The 25,814-nt window shown below is 29.3% G+C and carries 18 protein-coding genes and 1 rRNA gene; 3 read left to right on the plus strand and 16 right to left on the minus strand.

The window, feature by feature from the left end; translation table 11 throughout:
* Positions 1–154 precede the first annotated feature (154 nt).
* From N4A48_RS13635 to N4A48_RS13670, 8 genes are all read right to left on the minus strand, one after another.
* Positions 155–778: an HNH endonuclease gene (locus N4A48_RS13635; protein ID WP_293666840.1), complete on the minus strand. Its 624-nt coding sequence runs from the start codon at positions 776–778 to the stop codon at positions 155–157.
* A 50-nt stretch (positions 779–828) separates the two neighbouring features.
* A complete protein-coding gene (locus N4A48_RS13640; RefSeq protein WP_293666842.1) occupies positions 829–1,107 on the minus strand; it encodes a hypothetical protein in 279 nt (92 codons plus the stop codon).
* Between the two features lie 180 nt (positions 1,108–1,287).
* The gene (murJ, locus tag N4A48_RS13645) at positions 1,288–2,853 is read right to left on the minus strand and encodes a murein biosynthesis integral membrane protein MurJ (protein ID WP_293666844.1); all 1,566 of its coding nucleotides are present in this window, start codon (positions 2,851–2,853) and stop codon (positions 1,288–1,290) included.
* Between the two features lie 126 nt (positions 2,854–2,979).
* The gene (locus tag N4A48_RS13650; RefSeq protein ID WP_293666846.1) at positions 2,980–5,028 is read right to left on the minus strand and encodes a methyl-accepting chemotaxis protein; all 2,049 of its coding nucleotides are present in this window, start codon (positions 5,026–5,028) and stop codon (positions 2,980–2,982) included.
* Positions 5,029–5,446: 418 nt separating this feature from the next.
* Positions 5,447–7,393, minus strand: a complete 1,947-nt coding sequence (locus tag N4A48_RS13655) for a YgiQ family radical SAM protein (RefSeq protein WP_293666848.1) — start codon at positions 7,391–7,393, stop codon at positions 5,447–5,449.
* Positions 7,380–8,333: a tetratricopeptide repeat protein gene (locus N4A48_RS13660; protein ID WP_293666850.1), complete on the minus strand. Its 954-nt coding sequence runs from the start codon at positions 8,331–8,333 to the stop codon at positions 7,380–7,382. The genes N4A48_RS13655 and N4A48_RS13660 overlap by 14 nt, the downstream gene beginning before the upstream one ends.
* 82 nt (positions 8,334–8,415) lie before the next feature.
* Positions 8,416–8,805 carry a ribosomal maturation YjgA family protein gene (locus tag N4A48_RS13665; protein WP_293666852.1) on the minus strand — a complete coding sequence of 130 codons (390 nt, stop codon included), beginning with the start codon at positions 8,803–8,805 and terminating at the stop codon, positions 8,416–8,418.
* A 91-nt stretch (positions 8,806–8,896) separates the two neighbouring features.
* Positions 8,897–10,570 carry an AAA family ATPase gene (locus N4A48_RS13670; RefSeq protein WP_293666853.1) on the minus strand — a complete coding sequence of 558 codons (1,674 nt, stop codon included), beginning with the start codon at positions 10,568–10,570 and terminating at the stop codon, positions 8,897–8,899.
* 219 nt (positions 10,571–10,789) lie between these two features.
* Between N4A48_RS13670 and N4A48_RS13675 the strand changes: the two genes are divergently transcribed.
* Positions 10,790–13,003 carry a multicopper oxidase family protein gene (locus tag N4A48_RS13675; RefSeq protein WP_330665139.1) on the plus strand — a complete coding sequence of 738 codons (2,214 nt, stop codon included), beginning with the start codon at positions 10,790–10,792 and terminating at the stop codon, positions 13,001–13,003.
* A gap of 34 nt (positions 13,004–13,037) precedes the next feature.
* Here N4A48_RS13675 and N4A48_RS13680 read toward each other — a convergent pair whose 3' ends face one another.
* A complete protein-coding gene (locus N4A48_RS13680; protein ID WP_293666854.1) occupies positions 13,038–16,463 on the minus strand; it encodes a pyruvate carboxylase in 3,426 nt (1,141 codons plus the stop codon).
* A 328-nt stretch (positions 16,464–16,791) separates the two neighbouring features.
* Here N4A48_RS13680 and N4A48_RS13685 point away from each other — a divergent pair, with 328 nt between their 5' ends.
* Positions 16,792–18,123, plus strand: a complete 1,332-nt coding sequence (locus N4A48_RS13685; RefSeq protein WP_293666855.1) for an aminotransferase class V-fold PLP-dependent enzyme — start codon at positions 16,792–16,794, stop codon at positions 18,121–18,123.
* A gap of 57 nt (positions 18,124–18,180) precedes the next feature.
* Here the strand turns inward: N4A48_RS13685 and N4A48_RS13690 are convergent, their stop codons facing one another.
* The 5 genes from N4A48_RS13690 to N4A48_RS13710 all read right to left on the minus strand — a co-directional run bounded on the left by N4A48_RS13690 (position 18,181) and on the right by N4A48_RS13710 (position 24,211).
* Complete coding sequence (locus N4A48_RS13690; RefSeq protein WP_293666856.1) at positions 18,181–19,449, minus strand: replication-associated recombination protein A; 1,269 nt, start codon at positions 19,447–19,449, stop codon at positions 18,181–18,183.
* Between the two features lie 85 nt (positions 19,450–19,534).
* Positions 19,535–20,314 (minus strand): GTP-sensing pleiotropic transcriptional regulator CodY, encoded by a 780-nt coding sequence (gene codY / locus N4A48_RS13695; RefSeq protein ID WP_293666857.1) that lies wholly within the window; start codon positions 20,312–20,314, stop codon positions 19,535–19,537.
* A gap of 137 nt (positions 20,315–20,451) precedes the next feature.
* Positions 20,452–22,518, minus strand: coding sequence for a type I DNA topoisomerase (topA, locus tag N4A48_RS13700; protein ID WP_293666859.1), 2,067 nt, complete (start codon positions 22,516–22,518; stop codon positions 20,452–20,454).
* A gap of 18 nt (positions 22,519–22,536) precedes the next feature.
* On the minus strand, positions 22,537–23,628 hold the full coding sequence (gene dprA, locus N4A48_RS13705) for a DNA-processing protein DprA (protein WP_293666861.1): 1,092 nt from the start codon (positions 23,626–23,628) through the stop codon (positions 22,537–22,539).
* 127 nt (positions 23,629–23,755) lie between these two features.
* Entirely contained in the window at positions 23,756–24,211 is a 456-nt protein-coding gene (locus N4A48_RS13710) for a YkvA family protein (protein ID WP_293666863.1), read from the minus strand.
* 172 nt (positions 24,212–24,383) lie between these two features.
* On the opposite strand from N4A48_RS13710, the gene N4A48_RS13715 reads away from it, so the two are divergent.
* Positions 24,384–24,737 carry a hypothetical protein gene (locus N4A48_RS13715; RefSeq protein WP_293666865.1) on the plus strand — a complete coding sequence of 118 codons (354 nt, stop codon included), beginning with the start codon at positions 24,384–24,386 and terminating at the stop codon, positions 24,735–24,737.
* 48 nt (positions 24,738–24,785) lie between these two features.
* Here N4A48_RS13715 and N4A48_RS13720 read toward each other — a convergent pair whose 3' ends face one another.
* Both N4A48_RS13720 and rrf read right to left on the minus strand, forming a co-directional pair.
* The gene (locus N4A48_RS13720) at positions 24,786–25,265 is read right to left on the minus strand and encodes a CPBP family intramembrane glutamic endopeptidase (protein ID WP_293666867.1); all 480 of its coding nucleotides are present in this window, start codon (positions 25,263–25,265) and stop codon (positions 24,786–24,788) included.
* 372 nt (positions 25,266–25,637) lie between these two features.
* Positions 25,638–25,754, minus strand: a 5S ribosomal RNA gene (gene rrf / locus N4A48_RS13725).
* Positions 25,755–25,814 lie beyond the last annotated feature (60 nt).

Consider the following 25,814-nt stretch of genomic DNA (forward strand, 5'->3'; position numbering starts at 1 on the left):
TCTCTTCTGTAAATATTTACTTTGTTAAATTTTTCAAAAATTCCCTATTATTCTTTCTGTATTTGTCATTAGTTGTACTATTAATTAGTGCAATTCTTGGCGAACATAATATGAGTAGATACACATGATATTTTATACCGTATACCTATTAATTTTATTTTTCAAATCTATTTTCTCTATGCCATTGTATATATTTTTTATGATTCTCTGCAATGTCTATTCTTATATTCTCATGTACATTTAAAATTTTTCTAGTTTTTCTATCTAATACATTTGATATAATTATTTTTCCTACTTCATCAAATGTGATATATCCTTTATCAAATAAAGCATCATGCTGTGGACATAATAAAAATCCATTATATACATCTAATCTTTCTTTATTACTTGATTCGATCCATTGTTTTATGTGGCTTGCAATAAGGAACCTACCATCTTGTAATCCACAAATTTTACATCTACAATCCTTTTTAATAAGTTTATTTCTAAACTCGCTTTGACCTATTCTTATTTTAATTACTTGTTCTTTTTCTGTTTCTTTCACTATATTTGACTCTATATCCTCTTTAATATTTATATTATATTCTATACTACTTTCTTTAACTTGATCACTATTATCTATATCCATAAAGTAAACTTTATATTTAGTGCTATGTATTTTTTCAAACTTTAGTTTTGGTAATTTTTCTTTATCTATTTTAATACCTTCATTTAATATATTGTAATATTTAGGATATTCATTCTGTATTTGATTAGAAAAATCTTGATACCAAATCATTCTACTCCTTGGACTATCTAGATTTTCTAATTCAAGATTAGCTCTATACTCTATATTTTATAAATTAATATAATGCCTTTCTTTTCTCCCTTATTTAAGTTCTGTATTTCAAAAAATCCTCTTATATTTTTTGGTATTCCACTACCTTTATGTACAAAAGCAGATTTATCTAAAGTTTTAATGGCAATTATTGGTGACTCAACGCACCATAAATTTGATTTGTGTGGGTATACAAAATCACATTTAAATTTATTTTTTTTATCAAGTTCTCCTAAATCGCTAAGAACTGACCATTTACATTCTAAAAAAGTAAAATTGCTTTTCCCCAAACCTATCCCTCCCAAATATATATCTATTTTTACATATAATTATATTATTTACCAATATATTCTTATAATATTATACATTAGACATATTTTGCAAGCTTAAAATTTAACAACCACATAAAAAATAAAGGGTATCAAAATATTAATCTGTACCCTTTATTTTGCGCTTAAGCACATACCTTTTTATCTTCTTCCTCTTTTTCTCTTAATTATCTCTTTAATATCACTTACCTCTTGCATATTTAAAATATTAGCAACCACAAAGAATACTCCAGCTCCAATTAACGTATCAACTGTTACTTGAATTATCTGTATAGTCTTATCATTAACATCAAAATATCTACTAAACATCATATTTAACATAACAATAACCACACCCATAACAACTGCTGCAATTGTAGATTTGAAGAAGGAATTGACTATTTCCTTTGAATTTATTCCGTTCATTTTTTTGCCTAATGTCTTAAATAGCATACTCATATTTATAAAGCTTGTTATAGAATATGCAAGTGCCAATCCATTTACCTTTAAAGGTGTATAATAAGCTAAAACTAAGCTTAATACTATATTTCCAAACATAGCCATAAAGCTTATCTTAACAGGAGTTTTAGTATCATGATTTGCATAAAACCCCCTCATTAAAAGCTGTACTCCTCCTTGAAAAGCTAGTCCCAATGTATAAAAAACAAGTATACTAGCAGTTACCATAGCATCATCTTCCTTAAAAGCACCTCTTACAAACAATAATCTTATCAAAGGTACCCCCAAAGTCATAAGTCCTACAGCTGATGGTATAGTAACAAAGAATATATTTCTCATTCCCATAGCAAAAGTATCTCTAAAATCCTCTATCTCTCCCTTTGCTATTTGAGAAGTTATAGTTGGGAATATAACCGTTGATATACTCATAGCAAAAATCCCAAGGGGAAGCTGCATTATCCTATTTGCAAGCCTTAGAGCAGTTATACTACCCTTATCAAAAGCTGAGGCTATATTTTGGTTTACCACAAGATTTATTTGAGTAACAGATAAACCAATCATTGCTGGAAGTATTAACTTGAATATCTTTCTAACACCAGGATGCTTTAAATCAAATATAAATTTATAGTGTTTAGCTCTTTTAGATACAAATACGAATTGGTATAAAGCATTTGATACAGCACCTATAACAACCCCTATAGCCATCCCCTTTATTCCAAATCTAGACGACAAGAATATTGTCCCAAATATAATTCCAAAATTATATAATATAGGTCCTATTGATGGAGCATTGAATATCTTATAAGAATTTAATACTCCCGTTTCAAGACCAGCAAGAGCAGTAAAGGTTACAGCTGGAAACATAAATCTTGTAAGCTCTATAGTAAGATCTAACTGTTCTCCTTTGAAATTATAAGCTACAAGCGGAACTAAATATTCAGCAAAGGTCATACCTAAAATAGATAAAACAATCAAGAGTAGAACAGTTATATTTATAAAAGTAGAAGCAACCCTCCACGCTTCTTCTTCATCTCCCTTTGATAAATAGCTAGTAAATACAGGTATAAATGCAGAACTTAAAGCTCCTCCTATTAAAAGATAATACATCATATCAGGAATAGTAAATGCAGCAAAGAATGCATCAGTTTCTATTCCTCTACCAAATTTATTAGTCATTATAACTTCACGTACAAATCCCAGTAGCCTGCTAAGTATCATAATTAGCATAACAAGTACTACTGTTTTTGTTGTCTTCTTTTTATTTTTCATAAAATTCTCCTTTTGTTATATGTAGTTTTACTATCTAATTATAGTTTTCAACTATTAGTATGTCAACTGATTAAAAGCCACCAGTCTAATATTATTAGCTTGATGGCTTCTTCATATTTTTATACACTATATTTTAAATTTATCTATCTGATTATTTAACTTTAAAGATAAATCTGTAAGCTTTTCTGCACTTTTTGCTACCTCTTCAATTGCTAAAGACTGCTGCTCTACAGATGCACTTACTTCTTCAGATGAAGCTACTGTTTCTTCTGAAACTGATGAAATATTATGTATAGATTCTACAATATTATCCTTATCAGTAGTCATGTTGTTAATAAATTCATTTATATTCTCTATATACATTACAATATTTTTTATCTCATCTGATGTTTTCTCAAAAGATTCATCTACATTTTTTACAGATTTTGTCTGTTCTGATGATATACTTTTTACTTTCTCCATAATTTTCACTGTATTATTACTTTCCTGCAAAATAGAGTCTACAATTCCTTTTATTTTATCTGTTGCCTGATTAGACCCTTCTGCAAGATTTCTAATTTCATCAGCAACTACTGCGAATCCTCTTCCTGATTCTCCAGCTCTAGCTGCTTCTATTGATGCATTAAGTGCTAACAAGTTTGTTTGCTCTGATATAGATTTTATTGTTTGAAGTATATCTCCAATATTATTTGACTTTATGCTTAATTGCTTTATTGCAGATTCAATATCATCAATAGATTTATTGTTTAAATTTGTATTCTGTCTTAACTCTTCAACTGATTCTACACCTAATTTATTTATTTCTCTCACGCTATTTGCTTTTTTATACATATCTTTACTATTAATTGTTAATTGTGTGAACTTGTCATCTAAATTAGAAGAAAGCTTTGTTCCATCTGTTGCATCCTGTGCCTGTTCAACTGCTCCTACTGCTATTTCTTCAACAGCTCTTGATATTCCATCTGCCAAAGCACTTGTCTCTTCAGATATTGCAGCTAGATTATTCGCAGAAAATGATACATCATCACTAACTTCCTTTACTTCTAATAATAAAGTCTTAACATTTTGTGTCATTGAATTAAAGCTATTTGATAATTGTCCAATCTCATCCTTTAATTTAATATCTGATTCAACAGTAAAATCCCCTTCTGCTATATTTAGTGCATTTTCTTTTAATTTAGATATATTTTTAGTTAAACGATTTGCATGATTCAATATGCAGCTACTTATAATAAGTAGAGTTATTACTATTGTAATCAGTATCTTTTTTAATAAATCGTTTAAAGATGAATATAACTCGTTTTTTGGAATAGTCAATGCAACAATCCAATTTGTTTGTGGAATTTTTTTATAGTATATGATATTTTGTCCATTTTCATCCTTATATGTATAGCTTCCTCTTTCGTTTTGAATTATTTTTTCTCCAATACTTGCAAGGCTTTTATTAGAATCATTTAAAATATTTACATTTAGAACTTTTTTCTTATCATTATCTGCTATATATGTTCCATCCTCGCTAAGTAAAAATGCTCTTCCGCTTTTTCCTACTTGTGTATTCTGAATTAATTTTTGAATAGTTCCTATGTCTATATCTGCTGTAACAGCTCCTATAAACTTATCATTATTATAAAGAGGTGCTGAAGTTGTAATCATTGTAATATCCGTTGTTTCATCGTAGTACGGAGTTGACCAAATAGAAGTATTCTCTATATTTTTTACATTTTTATACCATCCATATTGAAAATAATTATATTCCTCATTACTATAATCCATTGTAATACTAATTTTTCCATTATCTTTATATGCATATGGTCCAAAGTATTTTTCGCTCTTATTTAATATGTACGGTTCTAGCCAAACACCGCAACCCAAGGTTTCTTCATTTGTAGAAGCAATTTTTTTAACCATAGAAAAATACGTTTCTTCTTTTCCAGTTTCAATGCTCGCTTCTACAGACTTTGATAATCCCAGTAATAATTGATTATGCTTAGATAATCTTTTTTCAATACCCTCTATAGCATAATTTAAATGATAATCCATCTTTTTGCCTATTTCATTATTTATTATAGATTTAGAATAACAATAGCCCAGTAATCCTAATGCAAGCATAGCTATACTGATTAAAGGAATAATTATACTCAGCATTGCACCTTTTATAGTTCTAAATTTAATCATCTTTCTATACACTCCCTCTTAGGCATATTCAAAAAATAAACTAGTCATCTTACTCGTCCTTTTGCTTCTTTTCGTCGTTACTCAATCACTTACATACAGTGAGTATGCTCGTGATTGAGTGCCTAGAAAATAATTAAAATTACTTCGTAACCTGACTTATTTATTTTTTTCACATGCCTTATTAACTTCTATAAAATATATCTATTAATTTTATTCAAAAAATGCCTTTCTATATAGAAAGGCATAATTACAGACACAATTATACAAATACACAGTTAAATGTATATTTATTATTTATCCATATTCACAACCTTCCTAGTCTCTCTGGACTAGCATTAAAGTTTGATTTTAGCATACATATCATAACATTATAAATATTGTATGTCAATATATTTTAGGCGAACAAATTCTCTTTAAGTTATCCTTTTTTCTTTCTTCCTCTAGATTTATTTGCTTTATCATTAAATTTACCTTTAAATTTATCATTCGATCTTTTATTATTCTTACCCTTATTTTTACCACTACTTTTTTTATTAAATTTCCTGTAGTCTTCTTTTCCTCTAGCACCTCTAGGCTTTATCAAGCACTTAGGTCCAAATCCAATAAGATCTTCCCTTCCTGACCTCATCAAGGCTTCATAAACTAAATCGTAATTTCTAGGATTTCTATATTGAAGAAGAGCTCTTTGCATAGCTTTCTCACTCTTAGACTTTGGTATATATACCTCTTTCATAGTCAAAGGATCAAGTCCTGTATAAAACATAGTAGTAGATAATGTTCCAGGCGTTGGATAAAAATCCTGAACCTGTTCTGGTTGATATCTAATATCTCTTAAATACTCAGCAAGCTCAATCGCAGTATCAAGTGTACTTCCTGGATGGCTTGACATTAAGTAAGGTATAATAAATTGCTTCTTTCCTAATTGATCATTTATTTTATAGAATTTTTCTCTGAATTTATCATAAGTTTTTCCTGCTGGTTTTCCCATATACTTAAGAACCTTAGGAGATATATGCTCAGGAGCCACTTTTAGCTGCCCACTAACATGATGTTCTACAAGTTCTCTAAAGAATTTATCACTTTTATCAGCCATTATATAATCATATCTAAGACCTGATCTTACGAATACTTTTTTAATATTAGGTAACTTTCTAAGCTTTCTAAGAAGATTTAAATATTCACTATGGTCAACATCCATTTGTTTACACGGATTTGGTGATAAACATTGTTTATTCTTACAAGCACCTGACTTTAACTGTTTTTGACAAGCTGGCTTTCTAAAGTTTGCAGTAGGTCCACCAACATCATGGATATATCCTTTAAAGTCTTTATAATTAGTTATCTCTTTAGCTTCTTTTATTATAGCTTCTTCACTTCTACTTTGAACTATTCTTCCTTGATGGAAAGTTATAGCACAAAAAGAACAGCTTCCAAAGCAACCTCTAGAACTTACTATACTGAATTTAACCTCTTCAATGGCAGCGATTCCACCTTGCTTTTCATATATAGGATGGTAATTTTTCTGATAAGGTAGATTATACACCTTATCAAGCTCTTCTCTTGATAAAGGCATTTGAGGTTTATTTTGAACTAGATACTTATTAGCATGCTTTTGTACAATCATAGTTCCTATTACAGGATCTTGAGCTTCGTATTGAATTTTAAATGCTTTTGCGTATTGTATTTTATCTTTAAATACATCTTTAAAGGATGGAACTTCTATATAATCTTCATACAGTTCTTCCTTATCGTCTACTATATAGCAAGTTCCATCTATATGTCTTATATACTTTATGTCAAATCCATCATTTAAATTATTGGCAAGCTCAACAACAGGTCGCTCTCCCATACCATATATAAGCATATCAGCTCCACTATCTACAAGCATTGATTTTCTTACTTTATTTTCCCAATAATCATAATGAGCAAACCTTCTAAGGCTTGCCTCAACTCCACCTATAATTATAGGTATATCTTTATATACTTCTCGTATTTTATTACAATAAACAATAGTAGCTCTATCAGGTCTAAGCCCCATCTTCCCGCCAGGAGAATAAAAATCCTTTTCTCTTACTCTCTTGCTAACTGTGTAGTGGTTTACCATAGAGTCCATATTTCCTGCATTAACCAAGAACCCAAGACGTGGTCTTCCTAGCTTTTCAAAATCCTTAGTACTCTTCCAGTCAGGCTGAGCTATTATTCCAACCTTATATCCTGCATCTTCTAGAACTCTAGATATTATAGCAGTACCAAAGCTGTGGTGATCAACATACGCATCCCCTGTTACTATTATAAAATCTAATTGTTCCCATCCTCTATCTATCATATCTTGCTTGTTAATAGGTAAAAATTTATTTTGTGTCATATCTATCACCTGCCAATTCTTCTTGTGTAGAAAACATTATTTTATATGCTTTCATTTCTCTAATAGGAGCTAGTTCTTCATCTTCATTTGCATACTCAAGAAGTCTCTCGCTAAGCTTAATTGCCTTTATCAAATCCTTAAGAGCTAATTCATTCATTCCAAGCTTAACATAAAAACACGCTCTATTATAATATAAAACTGAAGTTTCAGGGCTATTTTTTATTCCCTCACTTATAACTTCACAAGCTTTTTTATATTTTTGCTCTCCTTTATATATTATACTTAAATTTAAGTAAGAATACGGATTTTCTTTATCTCTTTGTATACTCATTTCATAATACTTTATAGCTTCTTCTTCTCTTCCTAGCTTTTTAAGTATTACTGCCATATTGAAAAGTGCTGTGAAATGGTTAGAAATAATTCCTAAGGCTTCTTTTGTCATTTCATAAGCTAGTTCATTTTCATTTATTTCTTCATATAGTGATCCTAAGTTAGTATATGCCCAAAAATCATCCTGATTAAGCTCTATAGCTTTTTTATAGTTTTTTATAGCTAATTCTCTATTTCCTATCTCATCATAAGCAGTAGCCAAGAAAAAATAAGCTCTATCGTATTCATCATCAATCTCAACAGCTTTTTCATAATGTTTAATAGAAGTTGTATACTCCTGCTTATTATCATATAAAGCTCCAAGCCCAAAATAAGCTCTAGCTTCATTTTCATCTATATTTAAAACTTCTTCATATTTTTGATATGCAAAATCATAGTTTCCCATATCATCGTATGCAAGAGCCATATCTAAAAGTAGATCTATATCCTCACTTCCACCTTCTAAATTATAAGCTTTATTGTAAAAATTTATAGCTTTTATAAAGTTTCCTTCTTCACAGAACTTATTAGCAATATTTTTATAATTATTTATCATATAAGTATTTTTCATATTTTGTACCTCTCTAATGTATTATATTACCCATTAATTATATCAATAGTAGGATATTTTACAACATATTTAGAGTTTTAATCTAATTTTTTGTTAAATTTCTATAATAAATATCTAATAAATATCCAATCAAAATCCCTACACTATAGCAAACTAAATCCGACCACAAAAATCCAAACCCCAAAACTAATCCCCCCATTGTAGTTCTTCTTATACTATCTATAAACTCACCATGATATAGTTGACTTATTTCTATACAGTAGCTAAACATTAAAGAATATATAACAATCTTTAATGAACTAGATTTGTTAAATATAAATCCCATCATAAAAAACACCATCAGTCCCCATAAAGTATCAGGAAGATAGTTTTTAATAAATTCTTGCATATTGTCTAATTTTCTAGATAATAATCCCATAATTATTACTATAATTATAAAAATAAAATATACACATCTATTTCTTTTATTCATTTTACCCCACCTTTCTTTTTATCCCAATCTACAATATTAATAAAATCTGCCATATCATCATATAAGTTTTGGCAGATTTCAATTAATTATATTAATTCACTTGTTTTACTAAAACTTCTTTTCCTTCAAAGGCAATTCCAAGCTCTATTATATTATTTATTCCTCTTTCTAATAATTCTTGTCTATAATTTCTATCTTTTATCTGAGTTATAGCTTTATCAACTGCTATTTCTAAAGTTTCTTTTCTTCTCTTACTCACTTTTTTGAATTCTATTATTACTCCAAGTTTATTTTTATCTTTTGGAATGACCATTATATCATATCTTCCATATCCACTTTCTCTATTTGATTTCACTTCATACTCTTCATTTAAAGCAACTAAAATTCCAAGTACAAATGCATGATAAAATTTTTCATTCTCTTCTATATCAAAATAGCTTGCACTCTTTATCAAATATTCGCTGAGTATTTCTTCAAATATTTCTATATCACCTGTTATCAGACTTTTTAACATATAGTTAAATTTTTCATTGTTTATACTTTCTTTAAACCAAGACATTATTATTTCTTCATATAGATATTTTACTTCTAGATTTGGTATTTCTAATGTACAAAAACTTCTTCCCATTCTTAAATCTTCATTTATAACCTTTAAATATCCACTAAATAATAAAAAACTCCATACATTCTCTGCTCCATTTTCTATATCCTTCATTACTATATCTTCGTTGATTTGCTTTACAATAGTCTTTTCTTGTATCAAATCTTCAAGTTCTTTTTTTACCGTTTCTCCTGCTTTTGTTAATACTATTTTTACTAGATCATTACTGCTTGTATTTATCCAATAAGGCCTAAATCCATCCTTATGATTTTTTACATAATTAAGTATAGACCACGGATTATATATTACATTATCACCAAAAATATATCCATTGTACCATTTTTTTATATCATCTATTTTGTACTCTATATCATAATACTTCAGTATATCTTTAACTTCCTCTTCTGAAAAGCCAAAATGTTTAGTATAATGATTTTTAAGTATTGTACATACATGCAAGTTGTTGTTAAGACCTGAGAATATGCTCTCCTTTGCAATTCTTAATATTCCAGTTAATACTCCTCTTTTTAAGTATTCATTATCTTTAAGAGCACTACTTAAAAATATTCTCATAAATTCAATTATTTTGTCATAATAATTATCTAAATACCCACTTTGAATAGGTACATCATATTCATCAATTAATACTATAGTATTTTCATTGTGATATTCGTATAAATATTGTGTTAACATTTTTAAACTTTGATAAAGATCAACCATGTCAACATCCCTGTTTAATACTTTATTAAAATATTTTTTTTGTAATTCACTTAAAAATTCTTCTTTTACAAGGTAACTATGCTTTTCATATAATGAGCCTATAAGTCTTTTAATCCCGTTATTACAGTCTTCCCAATTTGAAAATTTTATATCTTTAAATGTTATATATATTACTGGATACTTTCCTTGAATATTCATAATCTCTTTGAACTTATTTATTTTTAAATTTTCAAATAAATATTTATTATCTTCCTCTGTCTTTTCAAAAAAGTATTTAAGTATACTCATATTAAGAGTTTTACCAAAACGTCTAGGTCTTGGAATCAATATAACTTTAGATCCATCATCTACTATTTCTTTTATGAATAAACTTTTATCTACATAGTAATAATTATCGGTTATTAATTCTTTAAAATCACTTATTCCTATAGGTAATTTTTTCATATATTTCTCTCCTCTAGTTTAAGGTTATTTATTTATTATAGCATACTTAATAGGAAAAAATACCATAGCCCATTCTAATATCAATCTTCTTATTATATATTTGAAAACAAAAAAATCCTTGACTTATCAAATTTTTCTAAAGATTTAATCACGGTTTCATCCCAGTTTCATAAAATATAAATAGAGAAAATAATCTTTATAAAAAAGGAGAATGTAGATATGACAAAACCACTAGATTCAAAATGCATACCTAAATATGTCAACCAATTAACTATTCCTCCGGTATTCAAACCTGCTATTGTAAAAGATCCAATTACAGGTGAAGAACTCAGTTATAACTATACAATTAGTATGAGTGAATTTATGCAGCAGATTCTTCCTACTCCGTTCCCTCAGACAACAGTTTGGGGATATGAAGGTAATGTTGAAGATCCATGTACAGGTGAAATTTCTTGTTTTCGTGGTACTCCAGGGGCCACCTTTGAAACTGTTCGAGGAATCCCTGCCAATGTACAGTGGGTAAATAATATTACTGAACCAAATTTATTTGCAGTAGACCCTACACTACATTGGGCAAACCCCAATAATATACCAACACCTACACCACCATTTCTACCATTTCCACCTGGATATACTTTAGCGCAGAGCCCAGTTCCTCTTGTTACACATTTACATGGTGCAGAGGTTAGATCTGATTCTGATGGTGGTCCAGATGCCTGGTTTACAACAGGAGAAGAAAAAAAGGGGCCAGCATTTTTAAAATCACGTTATACCTATCCTAACACACAAGAGCCAACTACCCTTTGGTATCATGATCATGCCCTAGGAACTACACGACTTGGAGCATATGCAGGCCTTTCAGGGTTTTATTTGTTAAGAGACCCAAATAATAAAATATCTCCACTTCTTCCAAATGGTCCATATGAAATTCCTATAGTTATCCAGGATCGTTCATTTAATGAGGATGGATCATTATTATTTCCTAGCAATGGTGTCAATCCTGATGTTCATCCTTATTGGAGACCTGCATTTATAGGTAATACTATTATGGTAAATGGAAGGGTATGGCCTAATTTGAATGTAGAAAGAAGACAATACCGATTTAGACTTCTTAACGGGTCAAATACCAGAACCTATAACCTGAAACTTTCAAATGAACAGTCTTTTATTCAAATTGGTTCTGATGGAGGATTTCTACCTTTTCCAGTAACGTTGACTGAACTACTAATTGCACCAGGAGAGCGCGCTGATATCTTAATTGATTTTTCTATGTTAGAGCCAGAAACAACTATTATTATGACTAATGATGCTAATGCACCTTTCCCAAATGGTAGAGTACCAGATCCTGAGACAGTTGGGCAAATTATGCAGTTCACTGTACTTGATACAGCTGTAGTACCACCAAATAAACTTCCTGCAAAGTTGAATAAAATACCTGTACTGACTCCAGATGTGCCAAAAAAAATCTTAACCCTAAATGTGGTACGAGGACCTGGAGGCGCACTTGAGGTACTGCTGGATGGACAGACATGGGGTTCCCCTATTTCAGAATTGCCTATAGTGGGATCAACGGTTGAGTGGGAAATTGTGAATCTAACTAATGGTGCACATCCAATCCACATACACTTGATACAATTCCAGGTTAAAAATCAGCAGAACTTTGATAATGTAGCATATCGCGAAGAATGGACTAGACTCAATGGTGAACCTCCTCTTAACCATCCAACAATACCATTACCAGTTGATCCATTCCTGGAAGGTAACCCTATTGATCCACCTTTAAATGAGCGTGGATGGAAAGATACTGTTATAATGCTACCAGGACAAGTAACTAGACTTAAGCTTAGATTTGCACCACAGGATGCTAGTCCTAACAAAGTTAAGCCAGGGGTAAATTTATTTCCATTTGACCCTACATTTGGTCCTGGATATGTATGGCATTGTCATATTTTAGACCATGAGGATAATGAAATGATGAGACCTCTTATAGTTACCTCTTGTAATAAAAATGAAGCTAATCCGCAGTCTTGTTGCCAAGTTATTGTGGAGGGAAGTACTCAATTAGTTCCACCTGCTCTAAGAGATTTACCTATTGTTCATAAAAACTCAGTTTATGCTGAAATTGAAAAAGTATGCCCTGAGAGTGTTGTTATCAGTGGTTTTATTCGCCGAACTATTAGCTATATTGCGGCTTTAGATAATGGCATTGAGGAGGAAAAAGAAATTGTAGATGATGTTCCTTTTGAGTGTATGATTGACCGAGAAGATGCTAATGAAGGTGACGAATTTAGAATTGTAGGTTCAACTATATTATGTGAAGTTTTTGCTCATACTCAAAATTTTGGAACGCATCCTATTACACACGAGCCTTTAGCTTATAATTTTGTGGAAAAGGATATTGTTAAGATTTGTATCAGAAAATGTTGTGTATAAAAAGAATCCTCACAAATTGAGGATTCTTTTTATATTATTTCATAGATATTAATAATTCTCTATCAGAAACTACATCAGCTTCCTTTACATAAACCTTATCTATAACTCCATTAGTTCTAGAAACTATAGTCGTCTCCATCTTCATAGCTTCTATTATTATAACAGGTTGGTTTTCTTTAACTTCGTCTCCTTCTTTAACCAATACCTTTACAACTTTTCCAGGAATGCTTGCTCCAACTTCCATCTTGTTGTTAAGGTCAGCTTTAAGAACTGTTTTTACATTCATAGCAAAGTTCTTATCTTCTATTTCAACTTCTCTTCTCATACCATTTAATTCAAATGTAAGAGTTCTCTTTCCGTCTTCTTTAGCGTCTGCTATTTCTACTAGTTTTATAGTAAGAACCTTACCTGGCTCTATTTCTACTTCACATTCTTCTCCTTTATTAAGTCCGTGGAAGAATACATCACTCTCAAGCTTTGATACATCATTATACTCATTAAGATGAGATAAGTACTCTTCATATACTTTAGGATATAGACAATAGCTTATTATATTTCTCATATTAGTATTCATATGGAATTTCTCGTCTAACATTTTCTTAATTTCATCAAAGTTTACATCTTCTAAAAGCTCTCCAGGTCTTACATCAATAGGCTCTTCTCCTTTTAAAACAACCTTTTGTAAATCCTTAGGGAATCCACCTTCTGGTTGACCTATCATTCCTTTAAAGTAATCTACTACAGAATCCGGGAATGAAACTTCTTCTCCTTTTGTAACTATGTTTTCTTTAGTAAGATTATTTTTAGTCATGAATATAGATAAATCTCCAACTACTTTTGATGAAGGTGTAACTTTTATTATATCTCCTAATATTTCATTAGCTTCTTTATAATTATCTTTTACTTCTTTAAACTTATTTCCAAGTCCTAAGCTTTCAACTTGTGGCTTTAAGTTAGTATATTGTCCTCCAGGTATTTCATATTTGTATATTTCTGCTGATGATGTTTTTAAGTCACTTTCAAATTTAGAATATACCTTTCTAAGTTCTCTATAGTATTCTCCTATTTCATGTATTCCTTCAAGATTTATTTTAGTATCTCTATTTGTATTTCTTAATGCTTCTATTAAGCTATTCATTGATGGTTGACTTGTAAGTCCTGCCATAGATTCAACAGCAGTATCTACTATATCAACTCCAGCCTGTGATGCCATTAAAAGTGTTGATAATCCATTTCCACTAGTATCATGAGTATGAAGATGAATTGGAATTTCTACTTCTTCCTTTAATGCCTTTACAAGTTCGTATGCTGCATATGGCTTTAAAAGTCCTGCCATATCTTTTATAGCTATCATATGAACTCCCATTTTTTGAAGTTCTTTAGCCATATTTACATAATATTTAGTAGTATACTTAAGTTTAGTAGAATCTAATATATCTCCACTATAGCATATTGTACCTTCTACTAAACTTCCTGTATTTAAAGCTTCGTATATAGGAAGTCTCATGTTCTCAATCCAGTTTAAGCTATCAAATATTCTAAATATATCTATTCCTTTATTTGATGATTCTTTAATAAACTCTTTTAATACGTTATCTGGGTAGTTTTTATATCCAACAGCATTAGAAGCTCTAAGAAGCATTTGGAACATTACATTAGGTATATTTTCTCTAAGCTTTTCAAGTCTTAGCCACGGTGACTCCTTAAGGAATCTATATGCAACATCATAAGTTGCTCCTCCCCACATCTCAAGAGAGAATAAATCATTCATATTATGGCTTACTGCTTTTGATACTTTTAACAAATCGTTAGTTCTAACTCTAGTAGCAAATAATGATTGATGAGCATCTCTCATAGTAGTATCAGTTATAAGTAGCTTCTTCTCATCCTTAACATACTCCATAAACTTTTTAGTTCCAAGCTTTTTAAATAAATCTCTAGAACCTTCCATTACTATAGATTCATCTATCTTAGGTGCTTTTGGCATATCAAAGTCTTGCTTAGCTTCTTTAGCTTCATTAATTGTTACATTACCTATGAATTGTAAAAGCTTTGTTCCTCTGTTTTTACTTTCTTTTATATCAAATAATTCTTCTGTTTCATCAACAAACTTAGTATCACACTTACCTTCTACAAAATCAGAGTGATTTAATACATTTACCAAAAATCCTATATTAGTCTTAACCCCTCTTATTCTAATCTCCTTTATAGATCTTAGCATTTTTCTTATAGAGTTTTTAAATGTTCTATCCCAAGATATAGTCTTAACTAATAAACTATCATAATGAGGCGTTATTTCAGACCCTGTAAATCCATTTCCTCCATCAAGTCTTATACCAAATCCTGATCCTGTTCTATAAACATGTATTTTACCTGTATCTGGCATAAAGTTGTTTTTAGGATCTTCTGTAGTTATTCTACACTGTATTGAATATCCGTTTACCTTTATATCATCTTGAGACTTTATGTTTATTTCTTCACTATCTAATTTATAACCTTGAGCTACAAGTATTTGACTTTGAACTATATCAATTCCAGTTACCATTTCAGATACAGTATGTTCAACCTGTATTCTAGGATTCATTTCTATAAAATAATAGTTTTCATCAGCATCAACTAAGAACTCAAGAGTTCCTGCACTATGATACCCTACATGATTTGCAAGCTTTAGAGCATCTTCACATATTCTATCTCTAACATCTTGGCTAAGTCCAAATGCCGGAGCAAATTCTATTATCTTTTGATGTCTTCTTTGAACAGAACAATCTCTTTCATAAAGATGAACTATATTACCATGCTTGTCTCCAAGTATTTGAACCTCTATATGTTTTGGTTTTTTCAAGTACTTTTCTATAAATATACAAGCCTTCCCAAATGCTTTTTTAGATTCACTAACAGCTCTATCAAATTCTAAAACTAAATCTTCTTCTTTTTCTATTACTCTCATACCTCTTCCGCCACCACCGTTAGAAGCTTTAAGCATAATAGGATATCCTATTTGTTTTGCTATTACTTTTGCTTCTTCTGCAGTTTGTATAGAATGGTCAACTCCAGGTATTGTAGGTACATTTGCTTCTTTAGCAACCTTTTTAGAGTTTATTTTATCTCCCATTCTATCCATAACCTCAGGAGATGGTCCTATAAATTCAATACCATTCTCTCTACACATTCTAGCAAATTCTGCATTTTCTGATAAGAATCCATATCCAGGATGTATAGCGTCTACATGCTTCTTCTTTGCTATATGAATTATAGATTCCATATCTAGATAAGCTTCAATAGGTCCCTTATCTTCTCCTACTAGGTATGATTCATCTGATTTACTTCTAAAAAGACTATACTTATCTTCCTTTGAGTATATCCCTACAGTCCTAATTCCTAATTCTGAACATGCTCTAAATATTCTTATTGCTATTTCTCCTCTATTAGCTACCAATACTTTTTTAAATTTCTTAACCATATCTAACCCCTCTTTCTTCGAATTATATCTTTATATTAACATATATCATTCGTGTTTTTCTATACTTTTAGTATTTTTTTAATTTAACCTCATATTACTATAATATTAATTTATATTATAACTGTTTTAACTTTATTTAATTAATTTTTTTGTTGTTCACACTTTATTTTATTAATTTATTTTATTATATTCTTAACTAAATAAATTGTCAATCTTTTACTACATTCTTATTTTGCAATTTATTAATCTAATTATTCATTCACCTTTAAATTAATTTTTACATACGTTAATTGTAAATACTTATTCTTTAAAGTAGGTGAATAATTTAATGTTTAATAAATATAGATTTTTAGTTGCAGGAGTTAATACTAAAGTTCCTCTTGAAAATAAAAAAATGGTTAATTATATAAACTTTGATAACGCAGCTACAACTCCATCTTTTGTATCTGTTCTTAAAGAAATACTTTCTTTTTCAAACTGGTATTCATCAATTCATCGAGGCAAGGGATATAAATCTCAGTTTTCTTCTGATTTATATGATGAATCTAGAGAAATAATTGCTAATTTTGTAGGAGCAGATATCAATAATAAAGAGATTATATATGTGAAAAATGCTACAGAAGCTATAAATATGCTTTCTAATATACTTTATAAAGAAAACCCTAACTCTGTTGTTTTATCAACTTGTATGGAGCATCATTCTAATGATTTACCTTGGAGAAAGGGTACTATTGATTATGTGAAAATAGATGATTTAGGAAGACTTGACTTAGATGATTTAGAAGAAAAATTGATTAAATACGATGGAGATGTTAAACTTGTAACAGTCACAGGTGTATCTAATGTAACTGGATATAAAAACCCAATACACAAAATAGCTAAAATAGCTCACAAATACAATTCAAAAATACTAGTAGATGGAGCTCAACTAGTTCCTCATACAAAAGCTAACATGAAAAATGTTAATTCACCAGACCATATAGACTATTTAGTTTTTTCTGCACATAAAATGTATGCTCCCTTTGGAATCGGGGTATTAATAGGACCAAAATCTACATTCAAAAAAAATGACCCTGACTATGTAGGAGGTGGAACAGTTCAGATTGTCACTCATGATACTGTTATGTGGGCTGATCCTCCAGATAAGGACGAAGCGGGGACCCCTAATTTAATGGGTGTTATAGCCCTTACAAGAGCAATCAAGACCTTATCCCTAATGAATATGAAAAACCTTGAAAAATACGAGGATAATTTATTACATTATGCTATAAATCATATGAAAAATATACCTGATATCAAAATTTATGGAGACTGCAACAATATAAAAGATAGGACCAGTATTATTCCATTTAATATTGAAGGGATTTCTCACGAATCAGTAGCAAAAATACTATCTTTAGAATACGGAATAGGAGTTAGAAATGGATGTTTTTGTGCTCAGCCTTATATTCAAAACCTACTTCAAGTACCAAAAGAGTTAATAAAGGAAAAAATGCTAATGCCTAACTCTCCAAAACCTGGAATGGTTAGAATAAGCTTTGGTATATATAATGATTTTAATGAAATAGATGTATTGATAAAAGCTTTATATAAAATAGTTAATAACAAGCAGCATTATATAGATAAATACGAAGATAAAAATACTATCCATAGATGCTAAAATTCGTCTAAAGTGTAAAATAAGGTTTTGTATGTTTTTATACACATACAAAACCTCTTAATTTTCCCTTATAAATTTTAGATACCTTTCTATATTTCTCTCCATCTTGTTATCACAAGGCTCATAATATATGGATTTCTTTATATTATCAGGTAAATATTGTTGGTCTACATAATTATTCTTATAATCATAAGGGTATTTGTAATCTATCCCTCTTCCTAACTTCTTAGCTCCACTATAATGAGCGTCTTTAATATTATTGGGTATTTGCCCAACATCTATTGTATCTAAATCATAAAGAGCCTTATCTATAGCTTTATAAGCAGAATTTGATTTAGGAGAAGTTGCAAGTAATAACGTAGCCTGAGCAAGTGGCATTCTCGCTTCTGGAAACCCTAATTGATTAGCACTATCTACACATGATTTTACTATTGTAATAGCATTTGGGTAAGCCAGACCTATATCTTCACTAGCAATAACTAGTAGCCTTCTGCATATACTTATAAGATCTCCTGCCTTTATAAGCCTTGCTAAATAATGTATGCTCGCATCAGGATCACTTCCTCTAATAGACTTTTGAAATGCACTTAATATATCATAATGACTATCTCCTGATTTATCATAATTTAAAATACTTTTTTGAGTGCATTCCTTGGCCCTATTCATATTTACATTTATTTCTCCATTTTCATTTGGATTAGTTGAATAAATACAAAGTTCAATACTATTAATAGCTCTTCTTAAGTCTCCACCACTCACACTTGCTATATACTCAATTGCATTTTCATCAAATACTATATTTATATCAAATAAATCTTTTTTTGTAATATATATAGCCCTTTTAATTCCATCTATTATATCATTTTTTTGTATATTCTTAAATTCAAATATAGTCGATCTACTTATTATAGCCTTGTAAATATAGTGATATGGATTTTCTGTGGTACTTGCAATTAATGTTATTTGCCCATTTTCCATAAATTCTAGTAAGGATTGCTGTTGTTTTTTGTTGAAATTTTGGATCTCGTCTAAATAAAGTAAAATTCCATTTATACATTCTAAACTATCTAAATCTCTTATAATTTTTTTAATATCTTCTAAAGAAGAATTTGTAGCATTTATTTTGTAAAACTTTTTATTAGTTTTATTGGCAATTATATTAGCAACAGTAGTTTTTCCTACTCCAGGAGGTCCATAAAATATCATATTAGTTATATATCCATTTTCTAGTATTCGACTTAATATTTTATTTTTCCCTATCAAATGTCTTTGACCCACTATATCATTTATTTCTTTAGGCCTTATCCTATCAGCTAATGGCTTCATACCCCCACTCTCCTTAAAGAATTAAAAAGCCCTGATATTATTTATAACATTTGTGCTATAAACAATATAGGACTTTAAATCAATACTACTTTTTAATTTTATTCAACTCATCTAGTAATTTAGGGTTCAGTATTCTTATATGAGTTCCCTTCATACCTAATGATCTAGACTCTATAACTCCTGCACTTTCGAACTTTCTTAATGCATTAACTATAACAGATCTAGTTATTCCTACTCTATCTGCTATTTTACTAGCAACCAGTAATCCTTCCATTCCATCAAGCTCGTTGAATATGTGCTCAACAGCTTCAAGCTCTGAATAAGAAAGAGTGCCTATAGCCATTTGAACTACAGCTTTTTTTCTCATTTCTTCTTCCATTTCTTCAGATTTAGCTCTAAGAATTTCTAAGCATACAACTGTAGCACTATACTCAGCAAGTACTATATCTTCGTCCGTAAACTCACTATCAAACCTAGCAAGTAATAAACTTCCTACTCTTTGTCCACTACCCATAATAGGAACTATAGTTGTAAACTTACCAGAACCCTCTATATCATTCTTAAATATCTCTAAGAATTTATCTCCAGTTATATTCTCAACAGTATCCGTCACCTTCATTATGTTATTTGTATATTCCTCTGGTAATTTTTGGTCCCCAGTCTCTTCATCAGATATAATAAGACTTCCTTTAATATCTGTTAAATGAGCTCCTAATATTTTACCTTTTCCACTTATTATATATGTGTTAGTATTTAAAACCTCACTTAATATCTCACATAACTGGGGAAAAGAAACAGGTTCTGTACCTGATTTTTGTAGTATTTTATTTATTTTTCTAGTCTTATTAAGTAATTCACTAGCCATTAATATCCTCCTATTCAAACTGTATACATTAATCTATGGAATTGAAAATTTTTAGAATCTTTGTAATTTTCCACATTATATACAATACACGACACATTTGAAATGTTATCATAATTTTTAAAATTAATCAATATTTTTTAGCTAATTTTCGACTTTTTTTCATAATCACATTCTTTATTTGAGCATACTATTTTTTTCTCTTTTTTTGTTTCCTTGTGAACTAAATATTCACCACATTTTTCGCAAATTTCCCCAGTAGGTTTATTCCATGAAATAAAGTCGCATTCAGGATATTTATCACATCCATAAAATATCCTTCCTTTTTTACTTTTTCTAATTATTATTTCTCCTTCTTTACATTTAGGACATTTGACACCTGCTTTATTCAAAAGAGGTTTTGTAGTTTTACAATCTGGATAGTTTTTACAAGCTAAGAATTTTCCAAATCTACCATATTTTACAACCATGTTAGATCCACATTTTTCACATATTTCATCTGTTTCTTGTTCTATAGTTATTTTCTCTATCTTTTCTTGTGCTATTTCTATAGCTTCTTCTAGTGGTTTATATACTTCTTTTACTACATCCTTCCAAGGTATATCTCCTTCTTCAACCAAGTCAAGTTTATTCTCCATATCAGCAGTAAAATCTAGATCTATAAATTTTTGGAAATTTTCTTCCATTATTTCATTAACTAAAAGTCCTAGTTCAGTTAAACATAAGCTATTTCCTTTTTTTTCTACATATTCTCTTGCAAGTATAGTTCCAATTGTAGGAGCATATGTACTAGGTCTTCCTATTCCTAACTCTTCTAAAATTTTGACTAAACTTGCCTCCGTATATCTTGCAGGTGGCTGTGTGAAGTGTTGCTTTGGATTTATATTGTCTACCTTAACCTTCATACCCTCTTCTATTTTAGGTATTAACTTATCTTCTTTATTTGAGAATGTATATATTTTTAAATAACCATCAAACTTAAGCTTATGACCTGTTGTTTTAAATATATAATCCCCAATTTTAGCTTTTACATTATAACTCTCATATACTGCATCTTTCATTAAACTTGATATAAACCTTGTCCATATAAGGTTATATAGCTTATATTGTTCGTTACTCAAAGATTCTTTGATAATTTCAGGTGTTCTATCTATACCTGTAGGTCTAATTGCTTCATGAGCATCTTGTACTTTTTTCCCTTTTTTATTCTTATTTTCAAATCCCTTGTAATAATTTTGGCCTAAATTTTCTAAGATGTAATCTTTTCCTTTTCCAAGTGCTTCATCTGATATTCTAGATGAATCCGTTCTTATATAAGATATTAGACCTACTGTTCCTTGACCTTTAATTTCAATACCTTCATATAACTGCTGTGCCACTATCATAGTTTTCTTTGTAGAAAATCCTAATTTATTAGCAGCCTCTTGCTGCAGTGCACTTGTTGTGAATGCCCTAGGAGCAGATTTGCGTCTTTCCTTGATTTCTATATTTTCTATAGTCAAATCCTTATTAGATATATCATTTAATATCGCATCTACTTCTTCTTTATTTTTTAAGTCTATTTTTTTATCTGATTTTCCATAAAATTTAAATTCAACTTGCTTTTTTTCTATTTCAGATAATAAATCTATAGTCCAATATTCTTCTGGTTCAAACTCATTTATTTCTCTTTCCCTATCGCATATTATTTTAGTAGCAACAGATTGTACTCTTCCCGCACTAAGACCTTTTCTTATCTTTTGCCATAAAAGAGGGCTTATCTTATATCCTAACAATCTGTCTAATACTCTTCTAGCTTGTTGAGCATCTACAACCTTTTCATCTATCTCTCGTGGATTTTTTATAGCTTTTTTTATAGCTTCTTTTGTTATTTCATTAAATTCTATTCTACAATCACAAGATTCTTCTAACTTTAAAATATGAGCTAAGTGCCAAGATATTGCTTCACCCTCTCTATCGGGGTCAGTAGCCAGAAAAACTTTTTCAGCTTTTTTAGCTTCCTTCTTTAACTCATTAATAACAGGACCTTTTCCTCTTATATTAATATAATATGGTTCAAAATTATTTTCTATATCTACGCCTAATTTACTTTTAGGTAAATCCCTAACATGTCCAACGGATGCTTTAACTGTATAATTTCTACCTAAAAATTTGCCTATAGTTTTAGCCTTAGCTGGTGATTCAACTATAACTAAGTTCTTTGCCATTAATTGCACCCCCCAAATTTATTTTATACTATATATTTTATTTCCTAACTCAGTTACTATACCCTTTATTTCTAAAATATTCAAAATTCCTAATATATCTTTTATATTAAGTTTAGTATACTCACAAATAAAATCCACGTGTAATAATCCCTTGTTATTTAATATTGTAATTATTTTTTTCTCATCATTAGACAAATCCATTTGATACTCATTTTCTTTTTTTAGATTTTGATTGTAAATAATATCATATTCCTCTAATATATCTTCTACACTCGAAACTAGTTTGGCACCTTCTTTTATTATTTGATTACTTCCTTTGCTCATAGAAGAATTTATATTTCCAGGAACAGCAAAAACATTTTTTCCATGATCTAGAGCATAGTTCATAGTTATTAAAGATCCACTTTTCTCACTTGCTTCAACTATTAAAACCCCATCAGATATACCACTAATTATTCTATTTCTCATAGGAAAATACCCTGGTCTAGCATCCGTTCCAGGTGGATATTCACTTAATACAATCCCGCCACTTTGAATTATATTGTTCATAAGATTTATATTCTGCTTTGGATAAGGCTTATCTATAGAAGATCCTAATACTGCTATAGTTTTTGAATTACCATTTAAGCACCCTAAATGACTATAATAGTCTATTCCTACTGCCATACCACTTATTATATTAATTCCAAGTGATGATAGTTCCTTACTGATTTTATTTGCACAAAACACTCCATAATTTGTAGGCTTTCTCGATCCTACCATAGCTATACAAAACTCATTTAACAAATCCTTATTTCCCTTAAAATAAAGTATATGAGGTGGATCATATATATGTTTTAATCGTTTCGGATAATCAGAATTATTTATTGTTATGTAATTCATTTGATGTTTCCTTAGATTTTCCTTTATTTCATCTAAATAAGTCGAACTTCTATAGTTTACTATATTTTTCTTTATTTTTAAACTTATATTTGGTATTTTATATATTTCTTCATCAGTTACAACATCAAAATCTTGAATATCAGTAAAATAATCATCTATTTTTTGTATAGTTTTATAACCTATACCTTTTATATGAGATAACAAAAGATACATATCATCCATATTCATAAATAAACTCCTTAACATTTTATAATTTAATGGATATTATGCACATTTTACATACCATTATACATTAAATAGATTAAAATGCAAAATCGAAGAAGTCTTTTGTAGATATTCAAAAAAAATCTTTGCTCTATAGAGCAAAGATTTTTTCTTTATTTTTTTCCCATATTAAGAATTTGTCTAATTCAGATTGTATATTACTCAATACAAAATACATTACTATCATATCATCTATATACCCCACATTACCCATTGAATCCGGTATAAAATCAACAGGACTTATAAAATAATTAATAGCCACTATAGCCCATTCTATAGATTCTATATCTATACATTTATATTCCTCTTGATAATATGATTTGACCAAATTATATAGTTTCTTCATATTGTTTGCAAATTCAACTAGCTTTTTTTCATTTTCATCAAATTTTATATTACTCAATTTATAATCTACCTGTAAAAGTATCTCTTCTATTTTATTAATATCTTTTGAATAAATCTGAGCATTTTTTCTAGCATTTTTAAAATAATCAGAACTCAATATCTCTTTAGCTACTTGATTTGGATTTATCATTAAATCAATCATCCTTTCTACATTAACTATAGTATTATTATATCAAAAAAATATACATTTATATATAGGTTTGATAAATACTTGATATTATAGTAAAATTTTTACTTAATATCCATAAAAAATATAATTATTATTTTAAAAATTGAAAACAATAATATTAAATATATATAAAGGATGTGATTTTGTGAGCAAAAAAAATAAAGGTATTAATAAACATGATAGCCAAATTGATAATCGCGATAAAACAGAATATGCACCAGAATTAACAGCAGGCGATAGATTTTTTACCAAAGGTGATAAAAAAGAAAATTCTAATGTAAGTGTTATCGGATATTTAGCTATTTTATCTTCCATAGTATCTTTATTTACGTATCCAGTAACATTTGGAATCATCGGTATAATACTTGGTATAGTATCTATATATTCAGGTTCTAAGACACTTGGCTATTGGGCAGTAGGCATAGGTATTGTAACATCTGCTTCAAGCTTATTCTTTAGAGTAGCTCTATTCTCTTATATATTCTCTATGTTCTACTAGTTCAAATCAAAGAGCTATCTCAAAGTAATTTTGAGATAGCTCTTTAATCTATGAATTAAATATCATTACAAATAGATTCCACAAAGCATGAATTGAAAATACTACCCAAAAACTATATTTACTTCTATCCTTATAAGCTAAATATGAATATGCAAATACAATACCTCCAGAAAAAAATGTTTCCACAGCATATCTAGGACTATATATATGATTTAAAGAAAACATAAAGGACGATATAATGACTATTAAATATTTTCTTTTTCTAAGTTCATCCCACATACAGCACAATGATATTATAACTTTTTGATAAATCAGGGTTTCAAAAAAAGGCGCTATAATTACGCCCTCTAAAAATTCATTATATTTAGATCTAAATATATGTCTAGCTCCATTATTATCTGGTAAAAAACTAAATAAATTCATTCTCACTATACAATAATTTATGATTAACATAGCCAATATAAACAATATAACATGTAAATTTTTTAGGAAATTATCTATTTTTTTTAATACACATATAAACTTCATTTATAATCCTCCACACATAGCACCATATATTAAATTATAGCATAAATTTTATCTTTTTTATTTTAACACTTCCAGTGCTTACGTAATCTTTTTAGAGAATTAACTCTATTGATATATTCACATACTAAAAAAGATGGTTATTTAAATGTTAGTGAATCTTTTAAATAGATTTCAATAAAACTTATGTTGTATCGCTTGAATATACGTTAAAAAACTTCTTATGTCTGACCGTAAGGGAGTTTAAGAAGTTTTAGTATATTTAATAAGATACAACATTTAGTTTTATAAATCTATTTAATGCATTCACGGTATTTAAATAACCATCTTTTCGATTACAACTATATAAATATAAAGTAAGATATAAAAAAGATTACGTGGCTACGTCCTACTCTCCCAGGAGGCTGCCCTCCAAGTACCATCGGCGCTAAGGAGCTTAACTTCTGTGTTCGGAATGGGAACAGGTGTATCCTCCTTGCTATAATAACCACATAATCTTATCCTATTGTATCCTAATACTGATTTTTAATATTTTTGAGCGACTTTTAAATA

This window comes from Tepidibacter sp., assembly GCF_025210165.1.
In the GTDB taxonomy this organism is placed as follows: domain Bacteria; phylum Bacillota; class Clostridia; order Peptostreptococcales; family Peptostreptococcaceae; genus Tepidibacter_A.